17 protein-coding genes and 1 pseudogene are annotated in these 19,453 nt (G+C 71.8%); 6 read left to right on the top strand and 12 right to left on the bottom strand.

The window, feature by feature from the left end:
- Positions 1 to 62: 62 nt before the first annotated feature.
- The 5 genes from amiA to ACZ4VK_RS08935 all read right to left on the bottom strand — a co-directional run bounded on the left by amiA (position 63) and on the right by ACZ4VK_RS08935 (position 4,241).
- Positions 63 to 176, bottom strand: coding sequence for a streptamidine family RiPP (gene amiA / locus ACZ4VK_RS08955; protein ID WP_243900507.1), 114 nt, complete (start codon positions 174 to 176; stop codon positions 63 to 65).
- A 56-nt stretch (positions 177 to 232) separates the two neighbouring features.
- The gene (locus ACZ4VK_RS08950) at positions 233 to 1,054 is read right to left on the bottom strand and encodes an ABC transporter ATP-binding protein (RefSeq protein ID WP_468350013.1); all 822 of its coding nucleotides are present in this window, start codon (positions 1,052 to 1,054) and stop codon (positions 233 to 235) included.
- 18 nt (positions 1,055 to 1,072) lie between these two features.
- The gene (locus ACZ4VK_RS08945; RefSeq protein ID WP_468350011.1) at positions 1,073 to 2,080 is read right to left on the bottom strand and encodes a FecCD family ABC transporter permease; all 1,008 of its coding nucleotides are present in this window, start codon (positions 2,078 to 2,080) and stop codon (positions 1,073 to 1,075) included.
- Positions 2,077 to 3,105: a FecCD family ABC transporter permease gene (locus ACZ4VK_RS08940; protein ID WP_468350805.1), complete on the bottom strand. Its 1,029-nt coding sequence runs from the start codon at positions 3,103 to 3,105 to the stop codon at positions 2,077 to 2,079. Before ACZ4VK_RS08940 ends, ACZ4VK_RS08945 begins: the two co-directional genes overlap by 4 nt.
- 158 nt (positions 3,106 to 3,263) lie before the next feature.
- On the bottom strand, positions 3,264 to 4,241 hold the full coding sequence (locus ACZ4VK_RS08935) for an ABC transporter substrate-binding protein (protein ID WP_468350803.1): 978 nt from the start codon (positions 4,239 to 4,241) through the stop codon (positions 3,264 to 3,266).
- A gap of 83 nt (positions 4,242 to 4,324) precedes the next feature.
- Between ACZ4VK_RS08935 and ACZ4VK_RS08930 the strand changes: the two genes are divergently transcribed.
- Together ACZ4VK_RS08930 and ACZ4VK_RS08925 are read left to right on the top strand one after the other, a co-directional pair.
- Positions 4,325 to 5,542, top strand: a complete 1,218-nt coding sequence (locus ACZ4VK_RS08930) for a YncE family protein (RefSeq protein ID WP_468350010.1) — start codon at positions 4,325 to 4,327, stop codon at positions 5,540 to 5,542.
- A gap of 234 nt (positions 5,543 to 5,776) precedes the next feature.
- Positions 5,777 to 6,127: a hypothetical protein gene (locus tag ACZ4VK_RS08925; RefSeq protein WP_468350008.1), complete on the top strand. Its 351-nt coding sequence runs from the start codon at positions 5,777 to 5,779 to the stop codon at positions 6,125 to 6,127.
- A 75-nt stretch (positions 6,128 to 6,202) separates the two neighbouring features.
- On the opposite strand, the gene ACZ4VK_RS08920 is transcribed toward ACZ4VK_RS08925, so the two are convergent.
- Positions 6,203 to 7,390 (bottom strand): S8 family peptidase, encoded by a 1,188-nt coding sequence (locus tag ACZ4VK_RS08920; RefSeq protein WP_468350006.1) that lies wholly within the window; start codon positions 7,388 to 7,390, stop codon positions 6,203 to 6,205.
- A gap of 501 nt (positions 7,391 to 7,891) precedes the next feature.
- A complete protein-coding gene (locus ACZ4VK_RS08915; RefSeq protein ID WP_468350004.1) occupies positions 7,892 to 8,536 on the bottom strand; it encodes a carbonic anhydrase in 645 nt (214 codons plus the stop codon).
- Between the two features lie 226 nt (positions 8,537 to 8,762).
- Here ACZ4VK_RS08915 and ACZ4VK_RS08910 point away from each other — a divergent pair, with 226 nt between their 5' ends.
- Both ACZ4VK_RS08910 and ACZ4VK_RS08905 read left to right on the top strand, forming a co-directional pair.
- Positions 8,763 to 9,452, top strand: a complete 690-nt coding sequence (locus ACZ4VK_RS08910; RefSeq protein WP_468350002.1) for a 2-phosphosulfolactate phosphatase — start codon at positions 8,763 to 8,765, stop codon at positions 9,450 to 9,452.
- Between the two features lie 164 nt (positions 9,453 to 9,616).
- A complete protein-coding gene (locus tag ACZ4VK_RS08905; protein ID WP_468350000.1) occupies positions 9,617 to 9,952 on the top strand; it encodes a hypothetical protein in 336 nt (111 codons plus the stop codon).
- A 111-nt stretch (positions 9,953 to 10,063) separates the two neighbouring features.
- Here the strand turns inward: ACZ4VK_RS08905 and ACZ4VK_RS08900 are convergent, their stop codons facing one another.
- The 4 genes from ACZ4VK_RS08900 to ACZ4VK_RS08885 form a co-directional block, all read right to left on the bottom strand.
- The gene (locus ACZ4VK_RS08900) at positions 10,064 to 10,477 is read right to left on the bottom strand and encodes a VOC family protein (RefSeq protein ID WP_468349998.1); all 414 of its coding nucleotides are present in this window, start codon (positions 10,475 to 10,477) and stop codon (positions 10,064 to 10,066) included.
- The gene (locus tag ACZ4VK_RS08895; protein ID WP_468349996.1) at positions 10,474 to 11,058 is read right to left on the bottom strand and encodes a dihydrofolate reductase family protein; all 585 of its coding nucleotides are present in this window, start codon (positions 11,056 to 11,058) and stop codon (positions 10,474 to 10,476) included. The genes ACZ4VK_RS08900 and ACZ4VK_RS08895 overlap by 4 nt, the downstream gene beginning before the upstream one ends.
- Positions 11,059 to 11,296: 238 nt before the next feature.
- Positions 11,297 to 12,439, bottom strand: a complete 1,143-nt coding sequence (locus ACZ4VK_RS08890; RefSeq protein ID WP_468349995.1) for a lytic polysaccharide monooxygenase auxiliary activity family 9 protein — start codon at positions 12,437 to 12,439, stop codon at positions 11,297 to 11,299.
- A 524-nt stretch (positions 12,440 to 12,963) separates the two neighbouring features.
- Positions 12,964 to 13,986: a LacI family DNA-binding transcriptional regulator gene (locus ACZ4VK_RS08885; RefSeq protein WP_468349993.1), complete on the bottom strand. Its 1,023-nt coding sequence runs from the start codon at positions 13,984 to 13,986 to the stop codon at positions 12,964 to 12,966.
- A gap of 348 nt (positions 13,987 to 14,334) precedes the next feature.
- Here ACZ4VK_RS08885 and ACZ4VK_RS08880 point away from each other — a divergent pair.
- Both ACZ4VK_RS08880 and ACZ4VK_RS08875 read left to right on the top strand, forming a co-directional pair.
- A pseudogene (locus tag ACZ4VK_RS08880) lies at positions 14,335 to 16,572 on the top strand (glycoside hydrolase family 9 protein); the annotation flags it as partial.
- Positions 16,573 to 16,634: 62 nt separating this feature from the next.
- The gene (locus ACZ4VK_RS08875) at positions 16,635 to 18,026 is read left to right on the top strand and encodes a cellulase family glycosylhydrolase (RefSeq protein WP_468349991.1); all 1,392 of its coding nucleotides are present in this window, start codon (positions 16,635 to 16,637) and stop codon (positions 18,024 to 18,026) included.
- A 124-nt stretch (positions 18,027 to 18,150) separates the two neighbouring features.
- On the opposite strand, the gene ACZ4VK_RS08870 is transcribed toward ACZ4VK_RS08875, so the two are convergent.
- Positions 18,151 to 19,431, bottom strand: coding sequence for a glycoside hydrolase family 6 protein (locus ACZ4VK_RS08870; RefSeq protein WP_468349989.1), 1,281 nt, complete (start codon positions 19,429 to 19,431; stop codon positions 18,151 to 18,153).
- Positions 19,432 to 19,453 lie beyond the last annotated feature (22 nt).

Here is a 19,453-nt window from a genome sequence, read left to right as displayed (position 1 = left end):
TGGGCGTGGGCCCGCCCGAAAGGCAACGGGCGGGCCCACGGCGAGGGTGGTGATTCCCTCGCTTACTCCTCGGTGTCCTCGAAGGGGTTCTCGACGAGGGCGTTGGAGTGGGAGGCCGAGTCGTGAGCCAGCTGACCCGGGTCGGCGATCGGGGCGAAGATCTGCTCGTTGTCCATGAACTCTCCTTGTGTGTAAGGGAGATGCGGCGTTCGGTCGAGCGCCGTGATCGACACTAATGGAATTGATTTTCATTTTCTAGATCAGGGAGGGGGTGATCTGGGTAACACACCGGCCAGCCTCCCTCCGGGTCCGTGCCGACCCGGCCGGCCACCTTGAGCACGTCCGCGAGGAGCCCCGGCGTGACGACCTCCTTCGGCGCTCCGTCGGCCACCACACGGCCCTCGCGCAGGGCGACGACACGTTCGGCGAACCGGGCGGCGTGGGCCAGGTCGTGCAACACCATCACCACGGTCAGCCCCCGCTCCTCGCGCAGCCGGACCACCGTCCGCAGCACGTCCAGCTGGTGGTGCAGGTCCAGGTAGGTGGTCGGCTCGTCGAGCAGCAGCACGCGGGTGTCCTGGGCGAGCGCCATCGCGAGCCGTACCCGCTGCCGCTCACCCCCGGACAGCGCGTCGACGTCCCGGTCGGCCCACCCCTCCACCCCGACGTCGCACAGCGCCCGGTGCACGACGGGGTCGTCGCCCTCGCGCAGCATGCCCAGCGGGCCCCGCGCCGCGTACCGTCCCTGCCGCACCAGGTGCCGGACCGTCATCCCCGGTACGGCGGGCGCCGACTGGTGCAGGAGGGCCACCCTGGCGGCCGTGGCGCGCCGCGAGAGCCCCGCGAGATCGTCCCCGCCGAGCAGCACACGCCCCCGGTCCGGCCGGAGCAACCCGGCGGCCAGCCGCAGCAGGGTGGACTTGCCGCAGCCGTTGAGGCCGATGAGCGCCGTCAGTTCGCCCGGCCGTACGGTCAGGTCGACACCCCGCAGCACGGGTCGTGTGGGGTAGCCGAAGTGGACCCCCTCGACCTGGATGCCCATGGAGTCGGTCATGCTGTGTCCTCCGTCGATTCAGAACGTTCGGCCCGGCGCGCGGCGCACCACGACCAGCAGCAGGGCTGCACCCAGGCAGGCGGTGAGCGCGCCGACCGGAAGCGTGAGCCGCCCGGCGTCCAGCACGTCGGCGAGGAGGCGCGAGGACAGCTGCGCCGCGGCGTCCGCCCCGCACACCACGACCGCGCCGAGGAGCGCCGCGCCGGGGAGGCTCGCCCGCAGGTCCGCGCCGAAGAGGCTCAGGGCCAGATGCGGGACGAGCAGCCCCACGAAGCCCAGCGCTCCGACGGCGGCCACCGCCCCCGCCGTCAGCGCGACCGCGCACGCCAGGGCGAGCATCCGGGCCCGCCCGGCGGAGAGGCCCGCGGCCAGGGCGATGTCGTCACCGCAGCGCAACAGGGTCAGCGGCCCCGCGAGGAGCCAGGCCGCGGCCCCCCAGACCAGGGCCCAGGGCCACAGCAGGTGCCAGTGCTCCCACACCCGGCCCTCGGTGGTTCCCACCAGCCACTGCACGACGCTGCCGAGTTCACCCGGCTCCACGAGCAGCACCATGGCCGTGAGTCCGCCGAGCACCGCCGACACCAGCACTCCGTGTACGGCGGTCTGGGCGGGGTCACCACCCGCACGGCCGGCGAGCAGCCAGAGCAGCAGCGCTCCGGCGCAGCCGCCCGCGCACGCGGCCAGGACGACGGCGAGCGGCGAGTCCCAGCCGGCGATCCCCAGGGCGGTCGCGGTGACGGCACCGAGGACCGCCCCCGGTGTCACGCCCGTCACCTCGGGTCCGGCGAGGGGGTTGCGCAGCGCGGACTGCAGGATCAGACCGGCCACGGCGAGGGACGCGCCCGCGCCGAGGGCCACCAGCATCCTGGGCAGCCGCAGCTGAAGGAGGATGTGCCGTTCCGTCGCGTCGCCGCCACCACCGAGGACGTCGAGGACCGCGCCCGGGGACATGCCCCGGCCGGCCACGAGTTCCACCCCGGCGCAGACGACGGCCAGCGCCGCGAGCACCGCGAATCGCCGGTTCACCGCGTGTCCCCCGTTCCGGTCGTCACAGCCACCGGACCTCTTCTCCCGACCGTCCGGCCACGGCGGCCTGATCGCATCAGGGCGACGCCGGCCGGAACCCCCAGCAAGGCCGTCCACGCGCCGGCCGGTGTCTCCACGGGCGCCAGCGCCAGCCTGGCGGGGACGTCGGCGACCGTCACGACGACGGCACCCCACGCGGCGGACCACGGAAGCCAGGACACCGCTCCCGAGGTGGGGTTGAACCACCGGGCCAGATGGGGCGCGAGGAAACCCACCCACGCGACGGGCCCGCACATGGCGGTGACGGGCGCGATCAGCACGACGGCGATGGCCAGCGCGGCCAGCCGGGCCCGCTGGGCGCGCACGCCCAGGGCCTCCGCGTCCTCGTCGCCGAGACGCAGCACCGAGAGCACCGGCGCGCACAGGACGAGGGCGGGGACCGCGACGAGGAGCCACGGCCACAGCCCAGAGACGTCGTCCCAGGTGCGGGCCGAGAGGGACCCCAACAGGTAGCGGTAGATGAGCTGAAGGTCGAGCTGGTCCGCCATGACCATCAGGACGAGCAGCGCGGCCTGCAGCGCCGCCGCGACCGCGGCGCCGGTGAGCAGCACCGCGGAAGGGCTGCGTCCGAGCCCGGCGGCGAGCAGGGTGAGCCCGCCGCCGAGCGCGGCGCCGCCGAGGGCGAGCAGGGGCTGCACGGCGGCGGGCAGCGACAGGGCGAGCACCAGCGGCGCGGCCACGCCGAGGGCCGCCCCGGAGGAGACGCCCAGCATCTCCGGCACCGCCAGGTGATTGCGGAGCGCCTCCTGGAGCACGAGCCCCGCCGCGCCCAGACAGGCGCCGGCGATCAGCGCCAACACCAGGCGCGGGATGCGGAGTTCGGTTACGACGATCCCCGCGAGCGTGGCGTCCCCGTCGAGGACCGCGCCGACCAGCCGGTGGGGCGGGACGTTGGGAGTACCGAGACAGAGCGCGCAGAGCGACGCGGTGATGAGGACCGCGACCACCAGGAGGGGCTGCCACACCCGTGCGCGGGGCGCGGGCCGCCGTACACCGTCCGTCGCGACGGCCGCCGTGACGGCCGCCGCCTGAGGTTCCGGTGAGGGCTCCGAGCCGGGCGCCGTGGAGGGCTCTGCCCCGGGCGCCGCGTCGGGCGTCGAGCCTGGCGCCGAGGAGGGGGTCCTCACCGCAGCGCGGCCGTGGCCTCGTCGAGGACGAGGCCCAGTGAACGGGTTCCTCGCCCCTTGGCCCACAACTCCGAGTTCACCTCGTGGACCTCGCCGTTCCGCACCGCCGGGATCTTGCTCCAGAGGGGGTTCTTCGCGAGCTTCTCCGAGAGCTTGCCGTCCCCGCCGCCGAAGCTCATCGTCTCGACGAACAGCACGTCGACGTCCCGGGCGAGGATCTCCTCGAGGCTGTAACTCCCCTCCACGCCACGGGACTTCCAGGGGTACTGCGCGATCTTGGGGAACAGGCTGGCGGTGACGTCACCCTCGGGCGTGGCGACGCCGAAGTTCTCGTCACTGCCGTAGATGATGAGCGCGGTCCTGCCGCTCGGGGCCTTCTCGGCCGCCGCGAGCTTGGTCCTGAAGGCCTTCTCGGCCTTCTCTCCCTCTGCCGTGCGGCCGGTGAGGGCCGCGGCGTCGCGCAGGTAGCCGACGCTGTCCTCCCACGTCTCGGGCTGCATGGCCCAGAACGTCGTGGCGCCCTTCAGGGCGGGTGCGAGCTTGCCGTGGGTGTCCCCCAGACCGATCACGAGGTCCGGCTTGTGGGAGAGGATCGCCTCCACCTCCGGGGCGATGAACCCGCCGGGGATCACGTCGACCTTCCCGGCCTTCTCCTCCCCGAGGAAGCGGGGGTGGGCGAGCAGGGCGCTGTTGGTGGCCGTCGGGACCATGCCGAGCTCGGTCAGGATGTCGTCGCAGAGCGCGAACAGACAGACGATCCGCTCCGGCGCCTTCTTCAAGGAGACCTTGACGCCGTTCACGTCGGTCAACTCGGTCGCCGGCTTGATGGGTTCGACGGTGACGTCGGTCTTCGCGGTGGCACCGGGCTTGGCGTTCGCGGGCTCGTCGGGGGTCGAGCCGCAGCCGACCAGGACGGAACCCACCACCGCTGCGGTGACACAACCACGGACAAATCTGGACGGTGCGCGCAGCATCGTCGGCCTCTCTTCCTCAAGGACCTGGAACGCACCGAACATACATGATAATCGTTTTCACTAGACAGGCCCCTGGAGGACCCATGACCGCTGCCGATTCCCATACCGCTACCGCTACCGCGCTCCTCGTCTCCGACCACGTGGACGGATCCGTGTACGTGCTGTCCGTGCCGGACGGAACCGTCACGGGACGCCTCACCGGACGCCACCTCTCGGAGCACGCGGGGTTCTTGGCGCTGCCGGAGGGACGGGTGGCCTGTGTCGACGACCGTCGGGGAGAACTCCTGGTGCTCGACCCGTTCGGCGAGCGGCTCGTGGAGCTCGCCGTGCCGGTCGCCGTCCCGGCCGAGCATCTCGCCTGCGATCCGTCCGGTCTCCGGCTGGCCGTCACGACCGGCCTGGGCAGGAACACCGAGCCGTGGTCGGACCTTCTGACGGTCGTCGACCTGGGTACGGGAGAGACCGCTCGGGTCCGCACCCGCGTCGGGGAACCGGGCGTGACGGTCCTGGGCGGCGGCGATCCGCTCGTCGTCCTGCGGCACCGGGAGCCGGGGGCGCTGGCCGTCCACCGGTTCGCGGACCTCCTCGCGGCCCCGCCCGGCTGCCCGGTGGCCGCGCCGCACGCGCTCCTGCCACTGCCGGACGACGGGCACGGCGACGCACAGGACCCGCGCTCGGGCCGGGTGTTCGCGGCGACGGGCGAGGGCGTGCACGCCGTACGGCGAAAGGGCGACTCGGTCGTGGCCGAGACGGTGATCCCCTGGGAATCGCCCGCCCGCGGCTGGTACCTCCGCCTCGACACCCGTCGGCGGGCGCTCTGGTCCACGCTGCGCGGCGGCGACCCGGACCCGCTGCGGTGGCCGGAGTGGACGAACCAGGCGTGGTGCCACGAGCTGGAGACGGGCCGCACGCACCTCACCGAACTCGGCCCCGGCCTCGTCTTCCGGCTGGCCCTCGCCCGGCACCACACCGCGTTCAGCCGCGTCCACCCCGACGGCGACGAGCTGGTGCTCCTGGGGGCCGACGGCGCCCTTCACCGCGTCGCCCTCCCCGGCATGGACGGTGCGCCGAGGCGCGGAGGCACCCCCTGGGAGGGCGTCCAGCGCCGAGCGGTGGCCGCCTCGCCGGGCTCCGACTGGGTGGCCGTCACCCGCGGCGGTCACGCCGAAGTACACGTGATCGACGCGCGGACGGGCCACGAGGAGAGTCGTCCGCGTCTGGACACACCGCTGCATCACGGCGGCCACGTGATGCTGCTCAGCCGGAACGACGGCGCGGCGGGCGACCCCGTGGGCCGCTGACGGGCCGGTGGCCACACGGGCAGCCCGGCAAGCGTTCGGGCAGCCGCAACCCGCTTTCACTCCCCGGCGTTTCCGGCGGGATTCACTCCTTCGGTGACAGGTGTCTCCCGCCCGCGGACGGCCGGTGACCGGCGTGCGGTGCGCCGACGAGGAGCCGGACGTGGCTGTCCCGCTCGTCCACGTCGTCATCGCCGATATCGTCACCCCGGCCGACGATCAGGAGGGCCAGGTCCCATGACCCAGGACATCACCCGAGTCACCCTCACCGAGGAGATCGCCCGGGCCGTACGGGACGTGCCGGGAGCGGCCTCGTTCCGACCCGGACCCTCCGATCCGCCGCGCGCCACACCGAGCGGTCCCGAACCCGGCGCGGGACGCTCCGGCTCCGCCGCGGACGTCCGGGTGCACGGCGGAGCCGGTGACGCGCCGTGGCACGTCGAGGTGCGCCTCGTCGCGCCGCTCGGCGACCGCACCATGGACGTCGCCCGCGCCGCACGCAGGGCGGTGGAGGCGCGCCTCACCGCCCTGCTGGCCGGGGACGCGGCCCGGGCTCACGTCAGCGTCACCGTCACCGGTCAGGTCTGAGCCGCGTGGGGCGGCGACGGACGGCCGGAACCGCGTGAGCGGATCGGGCATCAGTACGAGGCCTGTCGCCGCATCTCAGAGGTTGCCGGTGAAGAGCAGCCGGTTCGGGGAGGTCCCGCTGATGGCCGTGATCACGTCCTTGGTGGACGTGTTGCGGAGCCAGGTGGAGACGTCGCCGCTGGTCGCCTTGGGGTTGGCCGCGAGGTAGAGGGCGGCGGTGCCCGCCACGTGCGGGGAGGCCATGGACGTACCGTCGAGGGCGGCGCTCCCGCCGCCCATCTTGGCGGAGAGGATGTTCTGGCCCGGCGCGTAGAGGGAGAGGCAGGGGCCCCAGTTGGAGAAGTGGGTCTCCTCGTCCTCCTGGTTCGTGGCGCCGACGGTGAGCGCGCCGTCCGCACTGGCCGGCGAGATGGTGCAGGCGTCGGCGGCGCTGTTGCCCGCGGCGACGACGGGCAGAACGCCCGACATGTAGAGGGAGTCGGTGGCCGCGTTGACGGCGGGGGACCTCTCGCCGCCGAGGGAGGCGTTCATGACGGCGGGCTTGACGGCGTTCTTGGCGATCCAGTCGATGCCGGCGATGATCCCGGCCCAGTCGCCCCTGCCGTCGCAGCCCAGCACCCGGACACTGACCAGGGACGCCTTACGGGCGACGCCGTAGGTGCTGCCTCCGACGGTGCCCGCCACGTGGGTGCCATGCCCCTGGCAGTCCGCGCCGTCCCGGCCGTCGCCCACCGCGTCGAACCCGAAGGAGGCCCGCCCGCCGAACTCCCTGTGCGCGTAGTCGATGCCGGTGTCGAGGACGTACGCCCGCACACCGGCCCCGTTGCCCGCGGTGAGGAACTGCTGGTCGAGCGGCAGGATCCGCTGGTCGATCCGGTCGAGACCCCAGACGTCGGTGGCGGCGAGCGCCCGTCCTCCGCCCTCGTACACGGCGGCTTCGGCGTTCTGCTCGACGGCGCCGACCAGCGGCGACTTGCGTACGAAGGCGAGCTGGGCGTCCGTCAGTGTCGCCGCGAACCCGTTCAGGACCGTGCCGTACGTGAAGGTCGGCTTCCGGAGCAGCGGGACCTTCGACACGAACCCGGCCGCGTCCGCGCCCCCCTTAAGGGTGACGATGTAGCTGTTCGGGACGGGAACGCCGGACGAACGGGTCACCGGAACCGGCTCCTGCCGCTCCGGCGCGGCGGACGCGCCGGGCGTGGTCATCAGCGGGGCGAGGATCAGCGGGACGGCGGCTGTGGCGCAGCGCGCGAACAAGCGCATGGGGGTGCTCCAGAGGTGGGTGGGACGGGGCCGGCCACCGGCACCGGTGCATCCCGGCACACGACGGCTACTGACCGCTTCGGCACTCACGCGCTCCCGCCCAAGCACCCGCCCCGCCACTCGGCCCACACTCGTCCGAACGGGAAACCGCAGCTCAGGTGGAGGGCGTCAGCCGGGGAGAACCACCGCAGAAAGGATTTCCCACAGCCGCCGGGGCACCTGGTCCCTGTCCTGACAACCCGCCGTTCGATTTCACCCGGGCAGGGGGCGCGCCCGGGTCGGGTCAGCCCGCGTCAGCTCGGCTCAGGTCAGGTCGGCCCGGGTCAGGTCGGCCCGGGTCGGCTCGGTGCGGGTCAGGTCGGCCCGGGTCGGCTCGGTCCGGGTCGGCTCGGTCCGGGTCAGGTCACGGGCGGGGCCGCCCGCCTCGACGCACCGGCGGCCGGCATCCCTTCCCGGACGTGACCGGGGCCGAGGACCACCCCGGTCACCTCGACGAGGCGATCACGCCTCTCCCCCGGTCGGCACGGCTCCGGCGGAGACGGCACCACGGGACGTCACGAGCCGGGCGCTGCCTTCGGCGAGCTGGTACGCGAGTCCCACGACGGCGGCTTCACCCGACTCCACCTGCTCGGAGAGCACCCGGGACCGCTCCAGGAGCAGACCGACGGTGTGCCGGATGTGCTCGTCGACGATGTCACCGTCCTCGGTCAGGCCGGCGGCCCGGGCGGCCAGCACGCTGGGAGTGACCCGCTCGACGACGTCACGGACGAAGCCGTTCGCCGCGAACCCGTCCTCCACCGCCGCCCGGGCCGCCCCGACGGCTCCGCACGAGTCGTGCCCGAGGACCACCACCAGACGGCAGCCGAGCACGCTCGTGGCGTACTCCACGCTGCCCAGCACCTCCGCGCCGATCACGTGCCCAGCCGTTCGTACGACGAAGAGGTCCCCGAGCCCCCGGTCGAAGATGATCTCCGCAGCGAGCCGGGAGTCGGAGCATCCCAGGACGACGGCGAAGGGATCCTGGCCCGGTGCCAGCTCGGCCCGGCGGACGGCGTCCTGGTTCGGATGGTCGGGCGTCCCCGCCACGAAACGCCGGTTTCCGGCGAGGAGGGCATCGAGGGCGACCGCGGGGGAAGTTCTGGGCATGCGCCCAGCCTACGATCCGCGGTCGGGCCCGCGCCCGGGAGGGGGTGCGGCGCGGGCAACACCACCCGACCGCTCGCCGGGCGCGGCGGGTCCTGAGCGGCTTCGGTCCGCATGGCGCCACGACGGCCGGAGGGCCGCGCCGCGCCCTCGACCGACTCCGCGACTGCCGATGTGACGCGTACCACTGTCGGCGTGCTTCGGGGCGGGCGCGCGTGATCATGGCCGTATGGACACTCGTTTCCTTGGCATCGCCGAGCTGGTCGACACCCCGCGCGTGGCGGTCGTGGTGGACGTCATGCGGGCCTACACGGTGGCCGCCTGGGCGTTCGCCCAGGGGGCGGAGAAGATCGTGCTGGCCGAGTCGCTCGAGGACGCCCTGGCGCTCAAGGCCCGCCACCCGGACTGGGTGGCGCTCAAGGACGGTCCGCCGGCGCCCGGGTTCGACGCCGTCAACTCGCCGGGGCTGCTGCGCTCCGTCGACCTCGGCGGGCGGACCGTCGTGCAGAAGACCACGGCGGGGACGGTAGGCGCCCTCGCGGTCAAGGAGGCGTCGCTGGTGCTGTGCGCCGGCTTCGTGGTGGCGGAGGCGACGGCTCGGCTCCTGCGGGCACGCGCGTGCGACAGCGTCACGTTCGTGGTCACGGGCGAGGACGGGCGGGCTGACGAGGACCTGGCGTGCGCTCAGTACATCGCACGGAGGGCCACCGAGGCCGCGACGGACGCCGTCGGCTACCTCCACCGCGCCGGCGAGTCCCGCGCCGCCGCCGAACTGACGGAAGGTGTGCGGGAAGGAGCCCACCCTGATGACGTCGCACTCTGCCTCGAACTCGACCGGTTCCCCTTCGCCATGACGGCCACCCTGGAAGCCTCGCTCATGGTCCTCCGTCCGTGCGCCGTGCCTTCAACGGACGGCTAGGCCTGGACAGTTGCCGGCCTACGGCAACTTCGGGGCACGAAACTGGGTGCGCTGAAGCCGAAGAGCTGTCGTGAACTCAGTGCGTAGGGTCCCTGAACGGCAGGTCGGGGCTCCCCGAAGGGGAGCCATGCGCCTCATGCCCTGCCACAACCGAGGAGGACGCCATGCCTGATCCACTCAGCGGGAGAGAGAACAGGATCTCGGGCTCTGACAGCTCGCGGGGCGAAATCCGCTACCTGAGGAGCGCGTTTCGTTCCCTGGACCGGGCTTTGGGCGGAGAGAAGCGTCCCACCTCGATCCAGAAGTGGGTGGCGCACCATCCGCTCGCTACCGGGTTCGGTGTCGCTGTTGCCGTCGGGCTCTTCCTCTCGGTGTTCGACACCGGTCTCCTCACGCCGGCGTTCGCCCTGTTTGCTGGACTGATCTACGGCTTGACAGCGGCTGCGGAGCGGCGTCGGCAGCGGCGTCTCCAAAGCAAGGGCCTGTGGGACGGCGTGTAGGCGCCTTTTGGATCATCTCGCATCCCCTCTCACGGGGAGTCTCAGCCATGGACTGGGTGGCGTTGGCGCTGGTCGTGCCGCGAAGCTCGTCGAATCCGCTCAACGGGCGGCTCAGGAGAAGTCCGCTGCGGTGATGCCGTCGGGGTGTCCGGGCGGCCACTCCACCAACTCGATCCGGTAGCCGTCCGGGTCGGTGAGCCACGACGTCTTCGGGCCGTGAGGGCCGCCCGGGTACTGGACAGGTCCGGGCTCCAGACCGGCGTCGGTCAGCCGCTCCAGGGTGGTGGCCAGTGTGTCGACCTGGATCGCGAGATGGTCGACACCGCTGCCCACGTCGACGCGACCGCCGACAGGGCGGTGGACCAGTTCGAGCGAGGCCGCCGGTTCGCCGGGAAACTTGAGGATCACGAGATGACTCCCGTCGCCGGGCTCGACCCTGCCCAGCTCGGCGTAGCCAAGGGCGGTGTAGAAATCGAGCGATCGGTCCAGGTCGGTGACGCGGTAGGCGACGAAGAGCGTCTTCACGCGGCATCCTCGGGTCGGCACACCCGGTAACGGAGGTGCGTGACGTCCCGGTCGTCGAGCCGTCGGACGAGGTCGAGTTCGATAGGTGCGCCACCGAGGTGGTCGAAGAGCCGTCGGCCGTCTCCGAGGAGGACCTGAACCAGGTGGATCTCCATCTCGTCGAGGTGCCCGGCTCGCAGGAGCGCTTGGGCCGCTCCCGCCCCGTGGACCATGACCGGCCGGTCCCTGGCGGCCGCGCGAGCCTGCCGGACGCACTCCTCGACATCGGTGACGAAGCGCGCGTGGCCGGGTGGCGCGTCCCCGTCATCCACGTGGTGGGTGAGGACGAAGATCGGCACTCCGTCGTGGTGGTCGCCCTGCCAACGACCGGCGAGTTCGAAGGTCCGACGGCCGGAGATCACCGCGCCGGTCGCCATCGCCTCGCGATAGACCTGTCCACTGGGACCGTCGGATTCCCGGTCGTCGAGCCAGTTGAAAAGACGTCCACCGGCGCGTCCGAGCTCCTGGCCCGGCCGATCGTCAGGGCCGGCGACATAGCCGTCGAGCGACATCGACATGTACAGCCGAATCGGATGGCTCATTCTGCTCTCCGTCTCCCCTCCATGACAGGGGGATGCTCCGCTTCTCGCCCCGTCGGGCGGGGCTGTCACAGGGGAAGACTTCAGGCGGCAGGCAAACTCATCGCCTTGGCGAGGCGTGAATCCGGAGCAGTCGATCAGGTGCGGTCGGCAGTACCGGGTAGCCCGTCGATCATGCTCTGTGCAGGGGGCAGCGCCGCCTCCCGCGTGTGGCGGGAAGCGGCGCTCCCTTCCTCAGCTGTTACGGGGTGACGCAGCCGATCGAGCCGACCGGGTAGTCGTTGCCGGTCGAGGTCGCCGTGAAGCCGAACGTGACGCTGCCGTCCGGCGGGATGGTCCGGTTGTAGTCGAGGTTCGCGACGGTGAGCGTGCCGTCGGATCCGGTGGTCAGAGCTCCGTTCCAGACGCTGTTGACCTTCGTTCCGGCGCCGGGCTTCCACGTCACCGCCCAGCCGTCACGTGCCGTCGTGGCGTGGTTCATCACCTCGACGGAGCCTTGGAAGCCACCGCTCCAGGCGTTGGTCACGTTGTAGACGGCCATGCACCCGGTGTGCGGATCGGTCGGGGTAGGAGTCGGAGTCGGGGTGGGAGTCGGGGTGGGCGTGGGAGTCGGGGTGGGCGTGGGAGTCGGGGTCGGGGTCGGGGTCGGGGTCGGCGTGCCGCCCGAGCCGCGGATGCCGGTGACCTCGCCGTTGCCGCCGTCGAAGACGATGTCGGAGCAGGAGAAGAAGTTCTCCTGGCTGTCCGAGCGCACCCACTGGATGAACATCACCGCGTCGCCGGAACGGCCCGACGGCAGGTTCAGGTTCCAGTAGTAGTGGCCACCGTCCGTGCCGGGGGATCCCGTCTGCGGCGGGTCGGTGACGGTCTGGATCAACTCCAGGTCGTCCCAGCCCAGTTCGGTGCTCGGCGAGTATCCGGGCTTGGATATGTAGACCCGGAAGGAGCCCGGGTGCGCGGCCCAGTTGCTGTGCTTGACCTGGATCGCCTTCCCGGACGTCAGGTGCGTGCGGGGCCAGTCGGCGCGGGCGGCGTTGTACCCGGTGAAGTTGTACGGCGACCGGTCACCGGCGCTGCACAGCTTTCCGTCCGGGACGTAACCGGCGCCCCGTCCACCCGCGTTGGAGTCGAGCACGGCGAACCAGTTGTAGAGCGACGAGGCGCCACTCTCGTTGAGCGCCGCCCGGCAGGCCGGGTTGGTCGGATCCAGCGAGCCGGTACTGGTCTTGGCGTCGAGGTAGCAGAGGTAGGTGCGCGATCCGGGCGTCATCGTGACGCCGTGTGCCTGGGCGCTGCTCTGACCCAGCAGGGCCAGACCGATTCCGCCGAGCAGGGTCGCGAAGACCGCCGCCAGCGAGAGCAGTCGCTTCTTGCGTCGAGCCATGGATGTCTCCTGTGCCTGTGTGGGAGTGGTTCAGGGCCTTGCTTCCCTCCTTGCGGTTCGCTTTCCGGACGTGGGGACCCCACCCGCCCGGGGGCGGGCCGCCGGATCGGGCAGGGGTTATGGCCCCGGCGAACGGGTTGTCGACGTGCGTCCCCGCGCTGTCGGTCGTACGTACGGTTCAGGGGCCGGTGCCGAACGATCAAGAGTCGGGAGCGCTCCCGGATCCGCCAATCTGGGAGCGCTCCCACACGCTGGTTTCGGAGGGGACTGTAGGAGCGTCGCCGTGTCCTGACAACCCATCGGACATCGAACGGGTCCAAGGAAATTCAGAGGAGCAGGTCAGGGACCGCTGAGAGTTCCGAGCGCGACCACCTCGGGGGCCGGGAGATGTGGGAGCGCTCCCGAAACCGCCCCCGCCCGTACGCGTTCAGAGACGCCGCCCTTACGGACGTACCGGGGCCGCCCCGAGTGGCGACCCCCGCCGGCCACCCGGTAACCACCGGCGGGGCCCGACCCCAACGCCCTCAGGCCGATCCGCGCACCATCAGCCGGGTCCGCAGGATCACATGGCGCCAGGCCACCTCCGGCTGCTCCATCTCCTCGAGCAGCAGCCGCACCATGGTCCGGCCGATCTCCTCCATCGGCTGACGGACGGTGGTCAGCTGCGGCTCCGTCTGCTCGGCCAGCTCGAAGTCGTCGAAGCCGACCACCGCCACGTCCTCCGGCACCCTCCGCCCCGCCGCGAGCAGGGCGGTCAGCGCGCCGGCGGCCATGCTGTCGGACGCGGCGAACACGGCGTCGACCTCGGGGTGCCGCTCGATGAGCCCGGCCATCGCCCGCCGCCCGCTGGCCTCGGTGAAATCGCCCTCCGCCACCAGGGACGGCACCTCATGGAGCCCGGCATCGGCCAGCGCCTCCCGGTAGCCCCGCAGTCTGCACCGGGCGACGTACATGTCGGGCGGTCCGGTGATCGCGGCGATGGCCTTCCGCCCGCCGCCGACGAGGTGGGCGACCGCGGCGCGCGCGCCGCCGACGTTGTCCGTGTCCACGTACGTCACCCGCTCGTCGCCCGAGCGTCTGCCGAGCAGCACCGTGGGCAGTCCCGCGTCGGCGAGCATGTCCGGCAGGGCGTCCTCGGCCCGTACCGACATCAGCAGCACCCCGTCGACCCGGCCTCCGCGCACGTACTCCACGAGCCGCTGCCGCTCGTCGTCCGTGCGGACGAGGGTGAGCAGCAGCTGCAGGCCGGCCTCGGACAGGGCGTCTCCGACCGCTCGTACGACCTCCGAGAAGAACGGTTCTCCGAACAGTCGCCAGTCCGTCTTCGTCATCACCAGCGCGACGGCGCCGGCGGGTCGCCCGGCCAGGGAACGCGCCGCCAGGTTGGGCACGTAGCCCAGCTCGTCGATGGCACGTTGCACGGCACGGCGGGTGGACTCCCTCACACCTGACGCTTTGTTGATCACCCGGGAGACCGTGCCCCGCCCCACTCCCGCGAGGGCGGCCACTTCCTCCAGCGTCGGTGTGCCCGAACTGCGTTTCAGCATATTGACACCCCCAAGAGCCCCTGATCTTACGGCCCGTGGCGCGCTCGACCGCTACGTCTCCGTTGTCGGCCCGTACGCCTTCCGCAGTCGGCCGGTACGCCTCCGCGACCGGAGCGCGGACGGGCGGGCCGAGCGGAATCCGCATCTCCTCACCAGCGGGAACTCGGATCGCGAGGACCTCTGTCGACCCCAACGCACTTGCCGGTGAGCCGAGTTGCTCGCGCAGCCTCGTGCAGCGGGTCTTGTCCGAGTCGTTGACGGCGCGCACTCCAGCCACGAGTATGACCCCCGCCCGATGGGAGCGCTCCCATTTCTGAGCGGTCCCTGTCTCCTGTGAGGAGCCAAGACGTGAACAAACGCAGAACCGCCCTGCTGTCCCTGACAGCTCTGCTCGCGGCGGGGCTCACCGCGGTCCCCGCCGGCCCGGCGGGAGCGGACGAGGTCGAGCAGGTCAGGAACGGCACCTTCGACACCGGCACCGACTCGTGGTGGACGGACAACGTCACCGTCGGACCTGCCGACGGCAGACTCTGCGCCGACGTGCCGGGGGGCACGGCGAACCGCTGGGACGCCGCCGTCGGCCAGAACGACCTCACGCTCGTCAAGGGAGAGTCGTACCGCTTCCGCTTCAGCGCGAGCGGCGCCCCCGAAGGCAACTCCGTCCGCGCCGTCGTGGGCCTCCAAGTGGCACCGTACGATGCGTACCACGAGGTCACCCCGCAGCTGAGCGTCTCCGGCAACACGTACACCTACACGTTCACCTCGCCGGTCGACACGCCGCAGGGCCAGGTCGCCTTCCAGCTCGGCGGCGGCGCCGACCCCTGGCGCTTCTGCCTCGACGACGTGTCGCTGCTCGGCGGGGTGCCACCGGAGGAGTACAAGCCCGACACCGGCCCCCGCGTCCGCGTCAACCAGGTCGCCTACCTTCCCGGCGGGCCGAAGAACGCCACCCTCGTCACCGAGGCGACCGAGCGGCGCCCCTGGCAGCTGCGGAACGCCACCGGCGCCGTCGTCGCGCGCGGCTGGACCACACCGCGCGGCGTGGACCCCTCCTCCGGGCAGAACGTCCACTCGATCCACTTCGGTGACTACCGCCGGGCCGGCGAGGGCCTCACCCTGGTCGCCGACGGCGAGACCAGCCGGCCCTTCGGCATCGGCACCGCCGCGTACGAGCGACTCCGCCTGGACGCCGCGAAGTTCTACTACACCCAGCGCAGCGGGGTGGAGATCCGTGACGACCTGCGACCCGGTTACGGCCGCGAGGCCGGTCACGTCGACGTCGCCCCCAACCAGGGCGACGGGAACGTGCCCTGCCAGCCGGGCGTCTGCGACTACACGCTCGACGTGACCGGCGGCTGGTACGACGCCGGCGACCACGGCAAGTACGTCGTCAACGGCGGCATCTCCGTCTGGCAGCTCCTCAGCACCTACGAGCGCGCCCGGCACGCCCGCACCGGGCAGGCCGAGAAGCTGGGCGACGGCACCCTGAACATCCCCGAGAGCGGCAACAAGGTCCCGGACATCCTCGACGAGGCCCGCTGGGAGCTGGAGTTCCTGCTCAAGATGCAGGTGCCGGACGGCAGGCCGCTCGCCGGCATGGCCCACCACAAGATCCACGACGAGCAGTGGACGGGCCTGCCCCTGATGCCCTCCGCCGATCCGCAGAAGCGCGAACTGCACCCGCCGACCACGGCGGCCACCCTGAACCTCGCGGCGACCGCCGCCCAGGCCGCCCGCCTGTTCAAGCCGTACGACCCCCGGTTCGCCGCCACCGCGCTCGACGCGGCCCGCAAGGCCTGGGCCGCGGCCCTCGCCCACCCCGACGTCCTCGCCTCCGAGAGCGACGGCATCGGCGGCGGCACCTACGCCGACCGTGACGTCAGCGACGAGTTCTACTGGGCGGCCACCGAGCTGTACCTGACCACGGGCGGGAGGGAGTTCCGGGACCACGTCCTCAACTCCCCGGTCCACACGGCCGACATCTTCGGTCCGATCAGCTTCGACTGGGCTCGTACGGCCGTCCCCGCCCGGCTCGACCTGGCCACCGTCCCGAGCCGGCTGCCCGGCCGGGACAAGGTCCGCCAGTCCGTGCGCGAGGGGGCCGACCGCTACCTGGCCACCCTGAAGGCCCACCCGTACGGCATGCCGTACGCCCCGGAGGGCCACACGTACGACTGGGGATCCACGCACCAGATCCTCAACAACGCCGTCGTCCTGGCCACCGCGTACGACATCACCGGCGGCGCGAAGTACCGCGACGGGGCCGTCCAGAGCATGGACTTCATCCTGGGCCGCAACGCCCTGAACATCTCGTACGTCACGGGGTACGGCGAGGTCAGCGCGCAGAACCAGCACAGCCGCTGGTACGCCCGCCAGCTCGACCCGAAGCTGCCCGCGCCACCCGCCGGCTCGCTGTCGGGCGGCCCGAACTCGGGCATTCAGGACCCGCTCGCGCAGAGCAAACTGCGGGGCTGCACCGGGCAGTTCTGCTACATCGACGACATCCAGTCCTGGTCGACCAACGAGCTCACGATCAACTGGAACTCCGCCCTGACCTGGATGGCCTCCTTCGTGGCCGACCAGGGCACACCGACGGCCCACGGGAGCGCTCCCAACGGCTCCTTCCGATCCGTACGAGGAGAGACACCGTGAAGCGCCTCCTGGCCTTGATCGCGACCGGGGCGACAGCCCTCGGACTCATGGCCCTGTCGAGCCCCCCGGCGGCGGCCGCCGTCGGCTGCAAGGTCGACTACACCGTCACCAGCCAGTGGCAGGGCGGCTTCCAGGGCGGAGTGAAGATCACCAACCTGGGTGAACCCGTCAACGGGTGGACGCTCACGTTCGCCCTGCCCGACACCGGGCAGAAGGTCGTCCAGGGCTGGAACGCCACCTGGTCGCAGTCCGGTTCGACGGTCAACGTCACCAACGTCGACTGGAACCGCGCGCTGGGCACCGGCGCGTCGACCGACCTGGGATTCGTGGGCTCCTTCACGGGCGCCAACCCGAAGCCGACGGCGTTCACGCTCAACGGCGTCGCCTGCACGGGCACGGTCGAAGAGCCCCCGCCGGGAGGCGGGGAGCCCACGCCCGGCCCGGGCACCGGCACCCCCGTGGACGTCAACGGAAAGCTCCACGTCTGCGGCGTCCACCTGTGCAACCAGTACAACCGCCCCATCCAGCTGCGGGGCATGAGCACGCACGGCATCCAGTGGTTCAGCAAGTGCTACAACACCGCGTCCGTGGACGCGCTGGCGAAGGACTGGAAGTCGGACCTCCTGCGTATCGCCATGTACGTCCAGGAGAGCGGTTACGAGACCGACCCGGCCGGCTTCACCAGCCGCGTGAACAGCCTCGTCGACATGGCCGAGGCCCGGGGCATGTACGCGATGATCGACTTCCACACCCTGACGCCGGGCGACCCGAACTACAACCTCGACCGCGCGAAGACGTTCTTCGCGTCCGTCGCGGCCCGCAACGCCGACAAGAAGAACGTGATCTACGAGATCGCCAACGAGCCCAACGGCGTGAGCTGGACGGCGATCAAGAACTACGCCGAGCAGGTCATCCCGGTGATCCGGGCCGCCGACCCGGACGCCGTCATCATCGTCGGCACCCGCGGCTGGTCCTCGCTGGGCGTCTCGGACGGCTCGAACGAGAGCGAGATCGTCAACAACCCGGTCAACGCCACCAACATCATGTACGCGTTCCACTTCTACGCCGCGAGCCACAAGGACAACTACCGCGCCACGGTGAGCCGGGCGGCCTCGCAACTGCCGCTCTTCGTCACCGAGTTCGGCACGGTGACCGCCACGGGCGGCGGAACACTGGACCGGGCGAGCACCACGGCCTGGCTGGACCTGCTCGACCAGCTGAAGATCGGCTACGCGAACTGGACCTACTCCGACGCACCCGAGTCCAGCGCGGCACTGCGCCCCGGCACGTGTAACGGGACCGACTACAGCAGCAGCGGCGTGCTGACGGAGTCGGGGGCACTGATCAAGAGCCGGATCAGCAGCACCGACACCTTCCCCACCAGCTGACCCCCGACGGGGCTCCGGTCGACCCGGAGCCCCGTCCGCACAGATCGACAGCACTCACCGGCGCACCGCAGGTCAGGCCACGAGAGAGAGACCGCCCGGGGCCGGACGCGGGCGCGGGCGGAGCTCAGCGGTTGAAGGTCAGCCGCGGTGCCGCATTGCGAGCCAGTGTGTGGGCCTGTTCGGGCCACCAGGTGCCGGCCGGCGGGTCGACGATGCCGTACTCGGGGTCGATCGTGCCGCCGGTGTTGCGGGTGCAGCTGCCGTCGGACTCCCCGGGGATCTTGATCCACAGGTAGGCGTCGACGAGGGGGACACCGGTGTCGGCGGTCGGGCGCGCGCCGAGGCCGCGGCCGGGCGCGTTGCACCAGATCTCCGGGTCGCCGCTGTACTTGCCGGGCTCCGGGGTCCAGGCCCCCAGGCCGTTGCGGCTGGTGTCGATGACGAAGTGGTGCAGCGCGTCGTTCGGCGGGGTGCCCACGGTCTGGTCGAACCAGGCGTCGGTCCAGCGCCAGGTGGCGGGGTCGGCGGAGTCGACCGCGTTGCCCGGGGCGCCGTCATTGGGCGCGGCGGGCGAGTAGTACTGGGTGGCGCACCAGTCGGTGTGGCCGCGGGCGTGCTCGGGCCCTTCGGTGGCGTACCACATGCACGTGGCCACCCAGGTGCCGTAGCGCGCGTTGTGGTCGGTGGGGTGGGTGTTGGACACGTTGAGGGCGAAGCCGTCACTGTCCCGGACGCCCGCGTCGAGCAGTCGCCGCGCCATCTCGCCGACGGGCCGCCACAGGACGTTGCCCGCGTCGAGGTAGACCGCCGTGCGTGCCTTGGACTTGATGGTCCTGACGGCGTACGCGAGGTCGGCGACGCGGGCCGCCGTGAGTTCGCCGGTGGGGTCCACGCCCGGACCGCAGTCGCTGGGGAGGAGGGCCAGGCCGTCGGGCTCGACCACGACGACGGCCTTGCTGTCGCCGATGCCGGCGGCGAAGGCGTCGATCCACTGCCGGTAGGCGGCGGATGACGCGGCACCGCCGCTGGAGTACTGGGTGCAGTCCCGGCCCGGCACGTTGTAGGCGACCAGGACGGGGGTCCGGTTCACCGTCCGGGCCTCGCGGACGAGGGTTCTCACCTTGGCCCGGACCTCGTCGGGTGTGCCCTCGGTGAACCACTCGGCCTGCGGCCAGCTCGCCAGCCTGGCCATGTTCACGGCGTTCGCGAGGTCGCCGTTCCTGAGGTCGGTGAGCGCCTGCTCGGCGGCCTTGCTGTGCGGGTCCACGTAGAACCTCGTGGCCGGGGTGAGCGCGTCCGCGGCGGGCGCGGCCTGCGCCTGCGCCTGCGTCGCGGTGAGGGCGGCACAGGCCGCGAGCACCGCGACGGCGGTGGTCGCACGGCGCCGTAGGCTGCGTGGATTCATGAAGGCTCCTGGTCGGAGGGAT

The sequence above is a fragment of the Streptomyces sp. NPDC028711 genome (assembly GCF_055565415.1).
Note: the sequence above shows the minus strand (reverse complement) of the source record. Positions and strands in the feature narration are given on the sequence as shown.